Raw genomic sequence first — 15,110 nt, forward strand, 5'->3', positions numbered from 1 at the left:
TTACGTCCAGTTAGTAATAGCCAATGCTCTAGTAGAAAATATTTTTATTTGTTTGGGAAGATCCATCAGCTTGATCACATTTTCTAAAAAGTGATTCAGTCCACCGATTGCAATTTTACCATTTTTTTGTTCTACTGTTCGGATCATACTTAGTATGGTGGCGACCCCAATGCTGTTAATATACTGTAGCTCAGTTAAATCGATAATAATATTGTTTATACTATCAATAATGATTTCTGAAATTTTTGCATTTATCTCGTAGGCATTTGTATTTGAAATTTGACCATGAAAGGAGAGGATCAGTATTTCATCTTGAGAAACCCTAACATTCTCAAGTTTTATGGTAAGCGAAGAAAATTCTAGAATTCCCATTAATTTCTAATCATAAGTTCTCTAGAAGACGTATGGCTACCGTTTTTTCTTTAATAAAGCTGGCCTTGTCAATTTCTGATAGCGATTGAGCAAAATTTCCCTCATTTGATTCATGAGTAACAACGATTACATTTACAGGCTCCTTTTCGGATTCTTTTTGCTGTACCGAAGCGATAGATATATCATTTTTCCCAAGGATCCTTGCGATTTCGGAGAGGACACCCGGTTTATCGAGTGTACTAAATCTCAAATAATTACGAACCTTGTTTTCTTGCTCACGAGACTTCTTGGAGATCGGATACGAATTATTTTCTAAAATTTTATCCTGTATTCTGATTCGAGAACCATAATAGATTAGATCGGCGAGAACGGCACTTGCTGTGGGTAGGCCGCCAGCACCTTTCCCTGTTACCATACCAGCTCCAGCTTCGACCGTTTTATAAAAAACAGCATTGGATTCATTCATAACATTTGCTAAAGGATGATTTAAGGGAACCAAAGTTGGATGAACTTTTGTCAAGATTCCTCCATTCGTGATTTTTGAAATTCCCAAGAGTTTAATGCGGTATCCCAAAGATTTGCTAGCTTGTATATCTATAGATTTTAATTTACTAATCCCTTCTACTTTCAGATTAGAGAATGGCACTTTTGACCTATAGGCAAGTGAGGCTAAGAGTGAAATTTTATGAGCCGCATCGATGCCTTCTACGTCGAAGGTAGGATCGGACTCAGCAAAGCCTAGATCTTGTGCCACTTTTAGTGCTGTTCCATAATCCCAATCTTCCTCTTCCATCTTTGTTAAGATAAAGTTTGTCGTGCCATTGAGAATGCCACAAATGACTTCGAATTCGCATGAGGAAAGGCCATCACGTAAAGTTCGGATAATGGGTATCGATCCCGCTACGGCTGCTTCATAACCGATTTCGACGCCATTTTCAAAGGCCAATTGAAACAACTCATCTCCTTTCTCGGAAAGAAGTGCTTTGTTTGCAGTAACTACTGCCTTCTTATTTTTAAGTGCAGAATGAACGACTTCGGAGGCAATTTCCGTACCACCAACCAATTCTACGACGATGTCCACATCCTCGCGCGAAGCTATGGATTTTGCGTCCGTCGAAATGGGAATCTGAGTCAAATGTTGAATTTTCGATGGTGTTCTTGTGGCAATCGCCACTACCTGAAGATCCAGCTGGTTGCGAGTTTGGATCGTTTGTCTATTTTTTTCTAAAAGTTGGAGGAGATTTGAACCTACAACACCAGCTCCGACCAGGCCGATTCGAATTTGTTTCATCTATTGCATGTTTTCGATTAGGAAAGCTTTGGACAGTTAAAAAAAATTCAAAAAAAATCAAAATTTAGAAGAACTTCTTAAGCTTTTTTGAATTCATTGAGATAACTATTATAAGCATTGTCTCGGCAATAAGGATATTCTATATGGCAACGAAAAAATCATCTTCTGCCGCTAAGAAAAAGGCTGCACCAAAAAAGCAAGCAGCTAAGAAGAAATCAACCTCGGTTAAAAGACCAACAGTTATAGAGGAATCAGCAGCGCTTTACGCAAACGAAGATTCTGCTCAAGCTTCTCTTCATTCAGCGGCATCGACAAGTTCAAATGAAAAAAATGAATCTGGAAATGGTATCTACCTTTTCCTAGTACTGGCTGGAGTTGCAGCTATTGGTTATCTCGGTTATGCGAAATACAATAGCAAAAAAGCAGAAGCACCAGTTGTGAAAGTAGAAGAAAAGGCGATTGTTCCGACTACGGCACCAGAAGAAGCAGCGAAAGCAGTGAGTGCAAAATTCGCGGTTGAAAAAATCGAATCTGGAAAAAAATGGGATGAGGCAGTTTCTTATTGTGAAAAGTTAGGCGCTAAATTACCAACGAAACAGGAATTGGCTGATTTCTCTAAGGACGCTCCGGAAGATTTAAAGACCAAAGAAATGTTTTGGGCTATGAACACGTCTGCTAAGAAGGCTAGCAATGGATTTGTAGTTAGTTTTAAAGATGGCAAGTCGATTGTGACTCCTAAATCTGAAAAACACAAAGTTCTTTGTAAAAACTAGTTAGAAGCAGTTTTTATCGGAGCCAGAATTTGGTTTCGTATCTTCTCCGCTAACGGAGAGGATGCGAACATTTCGCCATCCGCTGTTCGAAGATAAAAGCTGTCTTTTGCTCTCCCCGTCTTTGGATCCGTCTCAATCGTGGCCGATACGATATCTATTTTATTTTCCATAAGAATCCTAGATACGTAGTACAATAATCCTCGACCAGAACTTGATTCTAGATAGAGACAGGTTTCCCCCTTTTCCGATAAATCTGTAAAAATAAACTCCGGATTCTCTTTGAAGAAAGTTGCGACGGCAGGTTCCTGAATCTGTAATTTTGATAAGATTTCTTCAAATTTTGCATTTTTCGAGAATAATGAATCCATCATAACTCCGAGCTGGAAAGCCGCTTGGGTAAGGTTGTTTTCATCTGCCTGGAGAATGAAGGAGTCGACAGTGTATTCATTGCCATTTTCTCTCTTAGTGCCCAATTCTCCAGATAAGATGTCTAGTTTTAAGGCATAAATAATAGTCGCTATGCGGTGAAATGTACCAAACTGGGTGGAATCAGTTTTTAGAGAAATCAGGATGTTGTTTTTTTCTCGTTTGTACTGAAATTCTAACAATGTTTTCGCTTTCCTTCGAACGCAAGTATACAGGGTAACAAAAAAAATTCAATCAAAAGGTTTTGGGAAATAGGTCGATAATCAAGAAAGAGATCATGTCCCGATTACTTGTTATTATTATTTTTCTCCTATTTTTTGCTTCTCCCCATTCCCAAGAAGTTGATGAGAATGAGGAATCGTCCCCGTTTTCCACAACAAAGAAAAAAGTCCAAATTTGGAAGGGTGATGTCGTTGGTGTTTATAAGAATAGAGTTTGGATTAAGATTAGAGTTTACCGGAACCAGAAAATTGCAAAGTACAACCTGGAAAAATTGAAGAGCCTTTTCCAAGAGAAAAAAGATTATCCAGTTTATCAGAAAGAAACCGATTTGCCTGTAGGATCTTTTCTCATGCGAGAAGCCATTCTGGAAGAAAAAAATCTACATCCCAAAGATAAGCATTTTGAGGTCGTTTTAATTGGCGATTATCTTCCCGCTAAAGAGTCGAGGATCTCTTCGATCACCACCGATACATATATCGCTAGTTATACGGAAGAAGATTTCTATGTCGAGCCCAATAATTACTTTAAGGGTCGTTATACATCACCAAGAAAGTCAGTCATTCATCCAAAGGACCGAAAAGAAATGATGCTCATTTCACGGGGATTGTTTATTTACGGCCAAGGAAATGACGCATCGGAAGATAATTTTAATCCATACTTTAACGAGCCTACATTGGCTACTCTTAAGGAGATACCTTCATTTTATATGGATAAATATGAGGTTACGAATGCGGAGTATCAATATTTTTTACAACAAACGAACAGTGCGGCACCAGTACATTGGATCGGTGGAAAATTTCCAGAAGGGGAACAAAATCATCCCGTTGTAAATTTAACCTACCGCGAAGTGGAAAAATATGCGAGATGGGCAGGAAAAAGAATCCCATCAGAATTTGAATGGGAAAAGGCAGCAAGGGGCGGTGGTGTGATTCCATACACAAACAGAGATGAAAGTATCGTGTATCAAATTACGACTCTTCGATATCCGTTTGGTGATGACTTTGATTCTCTTCTCTGCAATTCCCGAGAAAGTAAAAAAGGCAAAACGATTTCCGTCTATGAACTCTCACATGAAGGGGCAAGTCCATACGGTATCATCGGAATGTGTGGAAACGCACCTGAATGGACTTCGAGTTGGTATGAGCCCTATCCTGGGCATCATTTAAAGAGTTTTTCATTCGGGAAAATTTACAAAGTAGTGCGAGGTGGCTCCTTTTCCGAGAACGCAAAAAACACTACCGGCCTTGCACGTTCTTATGGCGGAGTTCCCAATCTAGCGGAGGACAGACGAGCAGGGTTTCGTCTGGTAACAGATTACAGAGATTAGGCTTTTTCTTCTCTTTTCCCAAGCTTTTTACAGATCTTGCCTAAGACTTCCTGTTCATCAGATGTCAAAACGGAAAACTCATTGGTGATTCGTTTTACATGATCGGGAAAAATCGATTCGATTAATTTTTTCCCACCATCTGTAAGATAAATTGTGATGAATCTTCGATCCTCGTTGTCTCGGACTCTTTCCACAAGTTCTCTCTTTTCTAAATTATCTATGACGAGAGTTATATTTCCGGTACTTTTTAGTATTTTATCACCGAGACTTTTTTGGCAGAGCGGGCCCAAGTGATAGAGCGATTCCAGAACCCCAAATTGGCTTTCTGAAATATTCAATTTCGAGAATTCAGAGGTTACCCGTGAAGATAACGATTCGGTCGCTCTCTTCAGTTTGATAAAAGAATCGAGTGCCTGAATCTCTTTTTTGCTGCCTTTAAATTTTGTTCCCATTAGTTTAATATCAAACTACCTTATCTTAAATTGTATGTCAACCAGAAGATGTTCAAATTTAGTGCAGAATCACCAATACTTAGTTTCGACCGTATATTCAACAGAGACTGTTTCCCCAGCCTTTATCGGCACATCTGTATATGTTTTTGTCGAGGATTCTTTGATGAATTTATGTGTGGATTTAGTAATGTTCCAGTCCCCTCCTAAAGTCGCGTAAAACCGCACTTCGATATCTTCTTTTTTGCGGTTTCGAATCTCTGCCGAGTAAGAAGTTTTGTTTCCGTTGGATATTTTAAATACTTCGAAAGATGTTCGCCTGCCATTAGCAACAACATCGAATGCCTCTCCTGTCTTTAATTTTATATCTTCATTTTCTGGTGTATGGTCTATGGTATCTTCGCCTAATAGCTGTTGCCTTCCTTTAGAGTCCGCCTTAAAAACGCGAACGGTCCCCGCTGGAAGTGGTCTACCGAGACTGTTTTTTTTGGTATTCTTAAAGATATATTTAACAGCCGCGTTATTAAACCTTTTCTCATTCCCCTCATACATTGGTAAGTTTTCAAAAACAAAATATTTCTTAATGGAGATACCTTCCGTTTGAAATAATTGTACCTGTTTGGTTTGGTTGTAACCGATGGTCGTGGGTTGATCAAGAGTATATAAATAATACTCGGATAAATTCTCCTGATCGAACTGGGGAGCAGCATAATCAGATGATTCCATTTCCATTGTGCGTTTATAAACTTTTGTTGTTGGTACTTGTTGAAATGGCTGTTTGTTCACCAATTGGATCTTTCCGGCTACCAGTTGAAGGGTAGCATTCGAAAATCTCGTACCTGAGGTATTGGTCAATGTAACCCATGAATTTAAGTCAGCAGAATCTTCCTCTTTGTCTAAGATCAAGATGTAGTCCGCTGACCAATTCATTCCGTTCGTTTGGTACGAGACCTCAAGGATTTGTTCTTTTTCTTCCTCGTTTTTAAGTTTCCAAACTAATGTTGGTTTAGCGAAAAGATTGTCTGGAAGGGTAGGTATAGTAACTCGACCGTCGTATCCTAATGAAATTTGATCTCCAATTTTATAAACGGGATTTCCATTGTTTGATATAAGTGTTGCCTTTGTACCGATGGATTTGTCTTTTTCATCTCTATAGATCGTAACTTCTTTCCCCACGTATTTCTCAAGAAGCCTATCGTGAGAGATCAAATCATATTCGTAATTTTGCTCATAAACGGTTAATTTTTTCGGATCCTCTCCCTTAACTCGAACTGTTTGAGGCAGTATTTCTGAGGCGACATCCTCGAAACGTAACATGCGAATGCCCTTAGGAAGTAGGATGGATCTTGTTTCCCTGACTAGACCGATACCTGCATTATAAATGGTAACACTCACGGACTTTCTGTCACTTTCTGATGAAGAATTAAAACTTGAATCCGCGATGGATCCGACAGAGAGAAATGCGACAAGACTAAGGCAAACAAGCGTAAGATTCTTCATATAAATATAAACAACTCCTAGGACAACGTCTATTTTCGTTTATAAAAAAACGAATGCAACAAAAAACAGATATGAAAAGTTGCATCTAGCGAGGTAAACGATGACTGAACCTGTAAAAATTGGCGTTATTGGTGGAACAGGATTATATTCTTTGGATGGCATGGAAATCAAAGGAGAAGTTTTTCCAGACACACCATGGGGAAAGCCATCAGATTCGATTACCATTGGAAAATTTAAGGGGAAAGGAATTGCATTTTTACCTCGCCATGGACGAGGACATTTTTTAAATCCGAGTGAAGTTCCCGCACAAGCAAACATCGCAGCCTTAAAAAGCCTTGGAGTGGAAGAAATCATTGCCTTCAGCTCTGTCGGAAGTCTACGGGAAGAAATACATCCACGCGATTTCGTAATCCCATCACAAATCATTGACCGCACAAAATCTAGACAGGCAACATATTTTGAGAATGGTGTGGTCGCGCATGCCCCATTTGCGGATCCTTTCTCAAATGGTCTTGCTGAGAAAGTGGAGAAGGCCGCAGCCGCCATCGGATTAAAAATTCACAAGAATAAGACATTGGTTTGTATGGAAGGTCCACTATTTTCCACACGCGCTGAATCTCATATGTATCGTTCCTTTGGCGCAGACATTATCAACATGACGGTTCTTCCAGAAGCCAAGTTAGCAAGAGAAGCTGAAATCCTTTACCAAATGGTTTGTATGTCCACAGACTATGATTGTTGGAAAGAAGATGAAGCGCATGTTACTTTAGAGATGGTCTTAAGTAACCTAAGTAAAAATGCAGAGACAGCAAAACAGCTCTTATCCTCCCTCATTGATTTCCTCGGAATGTCAGATGATACCTCTTTGAAAGGTAGCACACAATATTCGATCGTAACTGCACCCGAAAAGAGAAACAAACAGCAAGTTGAAAAATTGAAATATTTGTTTCCCACCTATTTCTGATTCGTGGTGATCTAGAGACAGGATCGGGATAAGGCCAAAACATCTCATTCTTATCGAGAAATCAAATCGGTAAGAGTGCTTCAGCCCGAAAAAGAAAATCGCCTTTTAGGACCGAGCGGCGTCTTCCACTGTCTCAAAAATCTGTAGTAAGCTCTTCAGTTTTGTGAGTTCGAGTACGTAACGAACTTTTTCAGATGGTGAGACTAAACGAATGTAACCAGCTTGTTTCATTAATTTTGAATGAGTTCCCAGAAAAACTCCGAGTCCGGAGGAATCAATATAAGAGACTTGTTCGAGATCTAGAAAAAAGTGCAGATAACCTTTCGAAATCAAAATTTCAAGATTTTCTCTGATTGCTTGTGAATTGTATAAGTTTACTTCACCTGAAAGATCAAAAAGAAGGGCCGTTACCGGAAGTGCCACGGGAGGATTTGGAATTACCTGCATTTGAAACTCCCCTGATTCTATGGAAAATGATTCCCAATTGTCCTCCATATTAGATTAATTCTTTCACTCCGTCAGATATCGTAAACTGGTAATAGCTTACACCATGTCCAAACTTTTGCTTGTAATTTTTTTCCAATTCGGAGCCGATCACAGAAAAATTTTCCTTCTTATCTAACACTAATACGCAACCACCAAATCCTCCACCTATCATGCGCGCACCTAGGGCACCCTTATTTTGCAAAAAGGAAACAATGAAATCTGTTTCCTCGCAAGATACTTCATAATCTTTGGAGAGTGACCAGTGACATTCAAATAACAATGTGCCGACTTTGGCAAAATCACCATTGGTCAAAGATGTAATGATCGTATCTGTACGTTTTCGTTCACTTGTGATATGCTGAATTCTCTTCATTTCATCATTTGAAAAAGGATATAGATCTTTTGTGTCTATATCAAAAGAATAAAGATTTTGAACTTCAGAGTTGAGCTTCTGAATTTTCGATAAGGCTGACTCACATTCTTGTCTACGTTGGTTGTAAGCACTATCTTTCAAACTATGCTTAACATTTGAATTGATAAGATAGAATTCAAATTCTCCCAACTCAAACTTATGGTATTGGTATTTCAGGCTATTCGTATTGAGAGAGATGCAGAAATCTTTTTTTCCAGTAGCAATGATGAATTGGTCCATGATACCACAGTTTGTCCCAACAAAATGATTTTCTGCTGCTTGGCCGATCAAAGCAATATCCTCCCTAGAAAGATTTAGAGAGAATAAATTCGCAATCGCATAACCAACTACTACTTCCAGAGCCGCTGATGAAGATAATCCCGCTCCTTGTGGAATATTTCCATTGATTAGCAGATTAAATCCTGGAATTTTATGCCCTTTCTTTTCTAGCTCACTGATCACTCCTACGATATAATCTGACCATGGATATTCTTTTGAATTTTGAAATGGTCTACCGACCTTTGTTGATTGCTGAAAATCTTCTGAATAGAGTATAAAATCATCGGTATCGTTCCTTTGGATAAGGACTTGGATTGAAAAATTGATAGCTGCAGGTAGGACGATTCCCCCAACGTAATCTACGTGTTCACCGATGATGTTGATTCTTGCTGGCGCACTGAAATGACGTATCGGAGTGGAGTTCTTTCCAAACACGGAATTGAATTTTGAAAAAAGAATATGCGTTTCATTCATTTCGAGGACAAAATTCCTTTACAGTAGACGAAATACACTTCATTTTTATAAAAATAAAAACCAACTCTGACACAAGGTGAGCAATAGATGACCAATTTGACATTCAATGATCGATTCGCAAAAAGATTTGTTCCAGAAAATCTATTGCAGGAAAAATTATCAGAGTCCGCGAAGGCGATGCAAACCTTACTCACAAAATCAGGTGCTGGCAATGAATTCTTAGGCTGGGTCGACCTTCCCTCACAAATCACATCAGAGGAGTTGCAACGAGTCAGAGAAGCCGCAGAAAGCATTCAAAAACACTCTGAGTATTTAGTGGTAATCGGAATTGGTGGATCCTATTTGGGTGCGAGAGCCATCATCGAAGCTTTATCATCTCCCTTTCAACACCTTGAGCCATCAAAAAAAGGTGTAACGATCCTATATGCAGGACACCATTTAGATTCTGATTATCATGCAAAACTCTTAGCTTTTCTAGAGAATAAAAACTTCTCTATCAATGTAATTTCGAAATCAGGAACAACCACCGAACCTGCAATCGCGTTTCGATTATTGCTCTCGCTCCTTGAAAGAAAATACGGCAAACAAGGTCTTAAAAACCGAGTCTTTTCAACAACCGATCGCGCTAAAGGAGCTCTAAAAAAATTATCGGACGAATATGGTTTCGAAACATTTACGATTCCTGATGATGTCGGTGGCAGATATTCCTTTTTAACACCTGTTGGATTATTGCCTATCGCAGCAGCAGGTTTTTCTATCAACCAACTTGTTGATGGTGCGAAAACAATGGAAAAAAATCTGAAAGCTAATGTTAAACCTGAAGATAATTTAGCATGCCGTTATGCGAGTTATCGAAACGCACTTTATTTTTTGGGCAAAAAAACTGAAGTAATGGTTAGTTACCAACCAAATTTGAGTTTTGTGATGGAGTGGTGGAAGCAGCTATTCGGCGAAAGTGAAGGAAAGGGAGGCAAAGGTATCTTTCCAGCTTCTGTCCAATTTACAACCGATCTTCATTCCATGGGCCAATACCTTCAGGATGGTGAAAGAACCATTTTCGAAACTGTCATACAAGTAGATTCCGCAAAGGCAGATGTTTATCTTACAGAAAAACCGGATGATAGTGACGGATTAAACTATCTTGCAGGAAAAAAATTGCTAGATGTCACCAAACAGGCCATACTTGGAACACTCGTTGCTCACAGCGACGGAAATGTTCCATGCCTCGAATTGAACGTGAGTGGATTGAATGAGGAAATACTAGGACAACTGCTCTATTTCTTTGAGTTTACATGCGGAATATCTGGTTACATGTTAGGCGTAAATCCATTTGATCAGCCAGGTGTTGAAGATTATAAAAATAATATGTTTGCCTTACTTGGAAAAAATGGATTCGAAGAAAGAAAAAAACAGATTCTTGCGCACTTAAAATAATAAAATTTAAGTACTGTATTGAGAAACAAAATCTAAAATTTTGGATTTTGTTTCTCCAAATACATTCTTGTTTGAATAAGATTCGTATAATTCCTTTTCACCTAAATCTAAAGTCTCGCCATCAAAAATTTCTCCTGTTATCTCTCCTTTCTCTGCCAACGACTTAAAAATAGCTGAAAGGTCAAAATATTCGTTAGGTGAAATGGTGAGTAGAATAGATGGATCGAGGATAGCAAGCCCTATGTAAAACAGATCGCCTTTACCAAATTTGATCCTTTGGTTTTCATTGATTGAAATTTTTGTATAGGCATCATTATTATTTAATCGAGATAAATAAAGATGGATTTTTGAATTTTCCGGTAAACTCTCTCTTAGTTTAAAAAGAGGACTGGGAAAAAGTAAAGTGTCAGGATTATAAAGAACTATCGGTCCGACAAAATCTGCACTTTCGAGTGCCGTCCTAATTCCGCCGGCTGTTCCTAAAATATTTTTTTCAATAGATATTTTTATCGGAAAGGCAGTAAACTTACCTAGATGATGTGTGATCTGATTTCCCAGGTAATGTACGTTAATCCAGGCTTCTTCTGCACCCCATTTGTTTGCCAGATACAAAGAATAATCCAGAAAGGAAATACCATCGATTTTTAACAATGGTTTTGGAATCTCTCGTGTCCAATTACCCATACGTTTACCAAAGCCAGCCGCGAGAAAGAAAAACCGATTCATTCTAAATGATCTGATTTAAAAGATGGATGTTTCGATAATTCATTTCGTAAGGAACGAATGAAAATATATATTGAATCTGCAAACATTCCTATTTGTACTATCTCTTCTAATTGTTCAAGACAAGAAAGGATTGAAGGTTTAAATTTATTTTTCTTTTCATCTACTACCATTCGAAAATACGTACCTAGTGCTTTAAAGGATCTTTGTAAGGCTTGAAGATAAAATGCTTCCTTGAATTTTACATTTCCTCCGATCGTCTTCTTTTGAAAATAGGAAAGTATTTCTAATCTAAACTCTCTAGGCAAAGGATAGTAGGCATCATAGAGAATGCTCGCTAGATCATACTGAGGAACTCCCATTCTAGCATCTTGGAAGTCAATGAGAGATAAGCCACCATCTTCATTAATCAAAATATTCCTAGAATGAAAATCTCTATGTGTAAAAACATTAATAGGATGTTTGTCCAAGTATCCGATCGTTTCTTCTAAAAATGCAATCACCTCATTCGTGAGAGATGATTCCAAAGTAAACATATTCTGGAATGAAATATATTTCTCTTTTGTTAGGTTTATTTCGAATGAAAGTTTTTCTAGATCAAACTTACGATTTCGTACAAGATCTGGCGGTTCCAGTTTCTGAATGCATAAGAGAAGTTCAATTGCCTCTGGCAGTCTTTTCTTATACTGCTCTATTGGTAGGCTACTAAGATCATATTTGCCTTCCCAGGTAAGCACCAGAAGCCCTAGACTTCTTTCTACATCAATCACTTGAGGTACTCTAATTCCATTTTCCGAAAGGAATCTTGCTAAAAGAACAAAGTCTTCATTGATATTTTGATCGAAGCAGATGACGTTTTTTTTGTCTTTACCTTCGATTTCAAAATACCTCCTTGTCGAGGCTTCCTCTTGAAGCGGTTTTATTGAATACGAATCACCAAAGTTTTGTTTAAGGAAAGGAATGGTTTCATCAGGGTATTTGTTATTTGTCAGCAATTGGTTTCCTCAAAAATCAAAGTGAAGGTTGTCCCTTGGTTTGGAATTGATTCCATTTCTATTTTAATACCAAAAGTGTCAGCGATCTGTTTGACTACAAATAATCCAAGACCAGTTCCTTTACCCAATTCCTTGGTTGTAAAATAAGGCTCAAAAATTTGCTTTTGGATTTCTTCACGGATACCGATTCCATCGTCGGTAATATGAAGATAGACTTTGCCCAGATTAGTCTTAAGAGATAGCGTGATTGTTCCAGTATTGGAGGTGGCATCGGCAGCATTCAATAGTAGATTGGATAATAGAATGCTGAATTGATCTGCATTGACCAATATAAAGATTTTTTTATCAATTGGTGTCCAATTGATCTGGCAATATTTTAGCCTTGCCGTTTGGCTGAAAACATCAAGTACGTTTGAAATTGAATTGTTGATTTCTATTGATACATTTGTGTGGGATTGAATCTTAGAGGATTTTCCAAGTAAGAGCAAATTAGTAGTTAAGGCTTGTAATTTTTGAGTCTGATTCATTGTAACTTGAAGTGCCCGATTTTTTAAATTAACGTCAGCATTTTCCTTCATGGCCATTTCAGTAAAACCTTGAATGGCTGTTAAAGAATTGTTGATTTCATGTCCAATACTCGCGGCAACTGTTGATAAAAAAGCCCTTCTTTCGGAATCAATCAGTTGTTCAACCATCATCTTCTTTTGTGTTACATCTCGAACAACTCCCGTATAATAGGCATCGCCATCTAGAATATAAGTACAGATTGCGATATCCGCAAGAAAGGTCGAATCATCGCTACGCTTTAGCGTAACATCCGGTAGGTGAATTGCTTTCTTTCCCGTGCTTTGATTGATAACACTTTTTGCTTGTGCCATATATTTTTCGTATTTCGATTCAATGAATAAGATGGATAGTGATTGTCCAATAAAGTCATTGACGTTCTTATATTTGAACATTTCAAATGTTGCTAGATTCGCCGAAACGATTATTTCATTAGAATTAAGAGTGATAACGGCATCACTGGTTGCATTCAAAATAGCGGCATTTTGTCTATTAAGATCAAGATTTTGTGTTCTGAGAACCTTCTCCATAATTTCCGATTGATGGAGTTTTTCTATTTCAATGTCTTTAAGTTGTTTTGAATCTATGGCCTTTTTAACAATTGTTAATAGTTGGTTTCTTTCGACGGGTTTTGAGATGTATTCAAATGCTTTATATCGTACGGCTGATTCAGCCGAACTTAAATTAGGGTTTCCTGTAATAAGTATCACGGGAAGGTTTAATAATTTATCTGAAATATGTTTTATTAGATCAATACCGCTCAATCCTTTCATTAAAATATCTGAAATGACTAAATCAAACGTAGCTCCAGAGTTAATAAGTTCTAGGGCAGACTCAACTGAATCTGAAAGTAACACTTCATAGCCCTCTCTATTCAATACTCGTTTAAGAGCAATTCTGATATCTTCTTCATCATCAACTATTAAGATTCTAATCATTCTTTTCCACTTGAGCAGGAAGGAGTATCTCAATCTTTGTCCCGTTACCTATCTTTGATTTTATATTGATCTCTCCTTCGTGATCATTAATAATCTTCTTAGAAATTGATAGTCCGAGGCCAGTGCCTTGCATCTCACGTCGTGTGGTAAAAAGCGGTAAGAAAGCTTTCTCAATTATATCTTCACTCATTCCTGGACCGTTATCCTCGATAGAGAATACAACCCAATCTTTTTTGTTTAAGTTTATCAAATCAATACCAATTTCTATTTTTGGATTTTCTCTCGGAGGTAACATTTCGGATAAAGCATTGATAGAATTAACTACGCAATTGATAAGTACCTGTTCAATTTCCTGCCAACGAACAATGATTCCAGGGAGATTGGGACCAGCATGGCGATTAAAGATGATCCCCTTTTTTTTACAACTCGCCTCAACCAATTCACTTGATCTTACAAGAATATAATAAGGCGATACTAAGTCTCGAGTTTGACTCTCAGCCCTTCCAAGATCCAGTAAGGATCTCACTAAATCTCTGATTCTGAGATTTGCTGATTCGATTTTTTTGAGAATCATTTTTCTTTCAACAGGGTCTTCTTCCCCGGCAATGATTAGATCATCGAGATAGAGTAGGGCACTTTGCAAGGGATTATTGATTTCATGAGCTAGCCCGGCTGCGATCTCACCGATGCTAGCAAATTTCATGGATTCTATCAATTGACGATCTAACCGTTTAGCTTCTGATCGATCGGTGAACACCAGCATAAGGATATTTTCTAATTCTTTGTAGTGGCGTATGGGTAAAAATCTAACTTCAAAAGTATATTCAACATTTAATATTTCATAATGAAATTCTTTACTTTTTGATATTAAGGATTGAGCAACTTCCTGTAAAGTTTCAAGAAACGAAATCCGAAGTTCTTCCTCAAGAAAAGAAAAAATGAAATCCCCTTTTTCTAAGGGTATATATTGGAATAATAGGAATTTGAAAATGGGCGCAATCTCTTGTATGATGCCTTCCGAGTCTACCATGACAATTCCGTTATTCATCGAGGCAAAGATGGTTCTAAGTCTTTCCTCAGAATTTCTTAATTTGATCTCAGTTTCTTTTGATTCTTTATCTCGATTGTCTGGAATGAAAGGAATAATGTTATAGAAGTTTACTATGTATAAGATTTCATTTTCTTGGAAAGGATTTGTAACACGATTGATGTTGAGAACGCGTTCCTGTATAGATCCATCTTTTAAGATTACCTTCGTGGAAATCTTATTTTGTGTAGAGCCAGTAAGCTCAGAAGGGTTCGAAAAAATTCTTTCAAGAGGAAGAGTGGTTACAATATCTTTTTCATATCCTAAAAAAGAGAGACAGCTTTCATCGGCGTATTCAATTTTAGAGGATAATGAATCAAAGATTAAGAATCCAGGTTCAAAGGAGGAGAATATTTGACTTAAGAAAGATCTAAGAGAATCGTTCATTATCTTA

15 protein-coding genes are annotated in these 15,110 nt (G+C 37.8%); 4 read left to right on the forward strand and 11 right to left on the reverse strand.

What is annotated here, in order from left to right:
- Entirely contained in the window at window positions 1-372 is a 372-nt protein-coding gene (locus EHQ58_RS16285) for an STAS domain-containing protein (RefSeq protein ID WP_135624978.1), read from the reverse strand.
- Window positions 373-382: 10 nt separating this feature from the next.
- A complete protein-coding gene (locus tag EHQ58_RS16290) occupies window positions 383-1,663 on the reverse strand; it encodes a homoserine dehydrogenase (RefSeq protein WP_135624979.1) in 1,281 nt (426 codons plus the stop codon).
- Between the two features lie 143 nt (window positions 1,664-1,806).
- Between EHQ58_RS16290 and EHQ58_RS16295 the strand changes: the two genes are divergently transcribed.
- Window positions 1,807-2,436 carry an Lcl C-terminal domain-containing protein gene (locus tag EHQ58_RS16295; RefSeq protein WP_135624980.1) on the forward strand — a complete coding sequence of 210 codons (630 nt, stop codon included), beginning with the start codon at window positions 1,807-1,809 and terminating at the stop codon, window positions 2,434-2,436.
- Here the strand turns inward: EHQ58_RS16295 and EHQ58_RS16300 are convergent.
- A complete protein-coding gene (locus EHQ58_RS16300; protein ID WP_135624981.1) occupies window positions 2,433-3,044 on the reverse strand; it encodes an ACT domain-containing protein in 612 nt (203 codons plus the stop codon). The genes EHQ58_RS16295 and EHQ58_RS16300 overlap by 4 nt on opposite strands.
- A gap of 95 nt (window positions 3,045-3,139) precedes the next feature.
- Between EHQ58_RS16300 and EHQ58_RS16305 the strand changes: the two genes are divergently transcribed.
- Complete coding sequence (locus EHQ58_RS16305; protein ID WP_135624982.1) at window positions 3,140-4,411, forward strand: formylglycine-generating enzyme family protein; 1,272 nt, start codon at window positions 3,140-3,142, stop codon at window positions 4,409-4,411.
- Here the strand turns inward: EHQ58_RS16305 and EHQ58_RS16310 are convergent.
- Window positions 4,408-4,863, reverse strand: a complete 456-nt coding sequence (locus tag EHQ58_RS16310) for a MarR family winged helix-turn-helix transcriptional regulator (RefSeq protein ID WP_135624983.1) — start codon at window positions 4,861-4,863, stop codon at window positions 4,408-4,410. The two genes, EHQ58_RS16305 and EHQ58_RS16310, sit on opposite strands and share 4 nt — an antisense overlap.
- Window positions 4,864-4,932: 69 nt before the next feature.
- On the reverse strand, window positions 4,933-6,360 hold the full coding sequence (locus tag EHQ58_RS16315) for a DUF4139 domain-containing protein (protein WP_425460493.1): 1,428 nt from the start codon (window positions 6,358-6,360) through the stop codon (window positions 4,933-4,935).
- A gap of 100 nt (window positions 6,361-6,460) precedes the next feature.
- Between EHQ58_RS16315 and mtnP the strand changes: the two genes are divergently transcribed.
- Entirely contained in the window at window positions 6,461-7,324 is an 864-nt protein-coding gene (gene mtnP, locus EHQ58_RS16320; protein WP_135624985.1) for an S-methyl-5'-thioadenosine phosphorylase, read from the forward strand.
- A 105-nt stretch (window positions 7,325-7,429) separates the two neighbouring features.
- On the opposite strand, the gene EHQ58_RS16325 is transcribed toward mtnP, so the two are convergent.
- Window positions 7,430-7,819, reverse strand: coding sequence for an STAS domain-containing protein (locus EHQ58_RS16325; protein WP_135624986.1), 390 nt, complete (start codon window positions 7,817-7,819; stop codon window positions 7,430-7,432).
- Window position 7,820: 1 nt separating this feature from the next.
- The gene (gene galK / locus EHQ58_RS16330; protein WP_135624987.1) at window positions 7,821-8,975 is read right to left on the reverse strand and encodes a galactokinase; all 1,155 of its coding nucleotides are present in this window, start codon (window positions 8,973-8,975) and stop codon (window positions 7,821-7,823) included.
- Between the two features lie 87 nt (window positions 8,976-9,062).
- Here galK and EHQ58_RS16335 point away from each other — a divergent pair, with 87 nt between their 5' ends.
- A complete protein-coding gene (locus EHQ58_RS16335) occupies window positions 9,063-10,409 on the forward strand; it encodes a glucose-6-phosphate isomerase (protein ID WP_135624988.1) in 1,347 nt (448 codons plus the stop codon).
- 6 nt (window positions 10,410-10,415) lie between these two features.
- Here EHQ58_RS16335 and EHQ58_RS16340 read toward each other — a convergent pair whose 3' ends face one another.
- From EHQ58_RS16340 to EHQ58_RS16355, 4 genes are read right to left on the reverse strand one after another with little or no spacing between them, the layout of a single operon-like run.
- The gene (locus EHQ58_RS16340; protein ID WP_135624989.1) at window positions 10,416-11,135 is read right to left on the reverse strand and encodes an NTP transferase domain-containing protein; all 720 of its coding nucleotides are present in this window, start codon (window positions 11,133-11,135) and stop codon (window positions 10,416-10,418) included.
- Window positions 11,132-12,127 carry an aminoglycoside phosphotransferase family protein gene (locus EHQ58_RS16345; RefSeq protein WP_135624990.1) on the reverse strand — a complete coding sequence of 332 codons (996 nt, stop codon included), beginning with the start codon at window positions 12,125-12,127 and terminating at the stop codon, window positions 11,132-11,134. The genes EHQ58_RS16340 and EHQ58_RS16345 overlap by 4 nt, the downstream gene beginning before the upstream one ends.
- Window positions 12,121-13,629, reverse strand: coding sequence for a hybrid sensor histidine kinase/response regulator (locus EHQ58_RS16350; RefSeq protein ID WP_135624991.1), 1,509 nt, complete (start codon window positions 13,627-13,629; stop codon window positions 12,121-12,123). The genes EHQ58_RS16345 and EHQ58_RS16350 overlap by 7 nt, the downstream gene beginning before the upstream one ends.
- Entirely contained in the window at window positions 13,622-15,103 is a 1,482-nt protein-coding gene (locus EHQ58_RS16355) for a two-component system sensor histidine kinase NtrB (RefSeq protein ID WP_135624992.1), read from the reverse strand. The genes EHQ58_RS16350 and EHQ58_RS16355 overlap by 8 nt, the downstream gene beginning before the upstream one ends.
- Window positions 15,104-15,110: the final 7 nt, after the last annotated feature.

Origin of the sequence: Leptospira ognonensis (assembly GCF_004770745.1) — a bacterium.
GTDB classification, from domain to species: Bacteria; Spirochaetota; Leptospiria; order Leptospirales; family Leptospiraceae; genus Leptospira_A; species Leptospira_A ognonensis.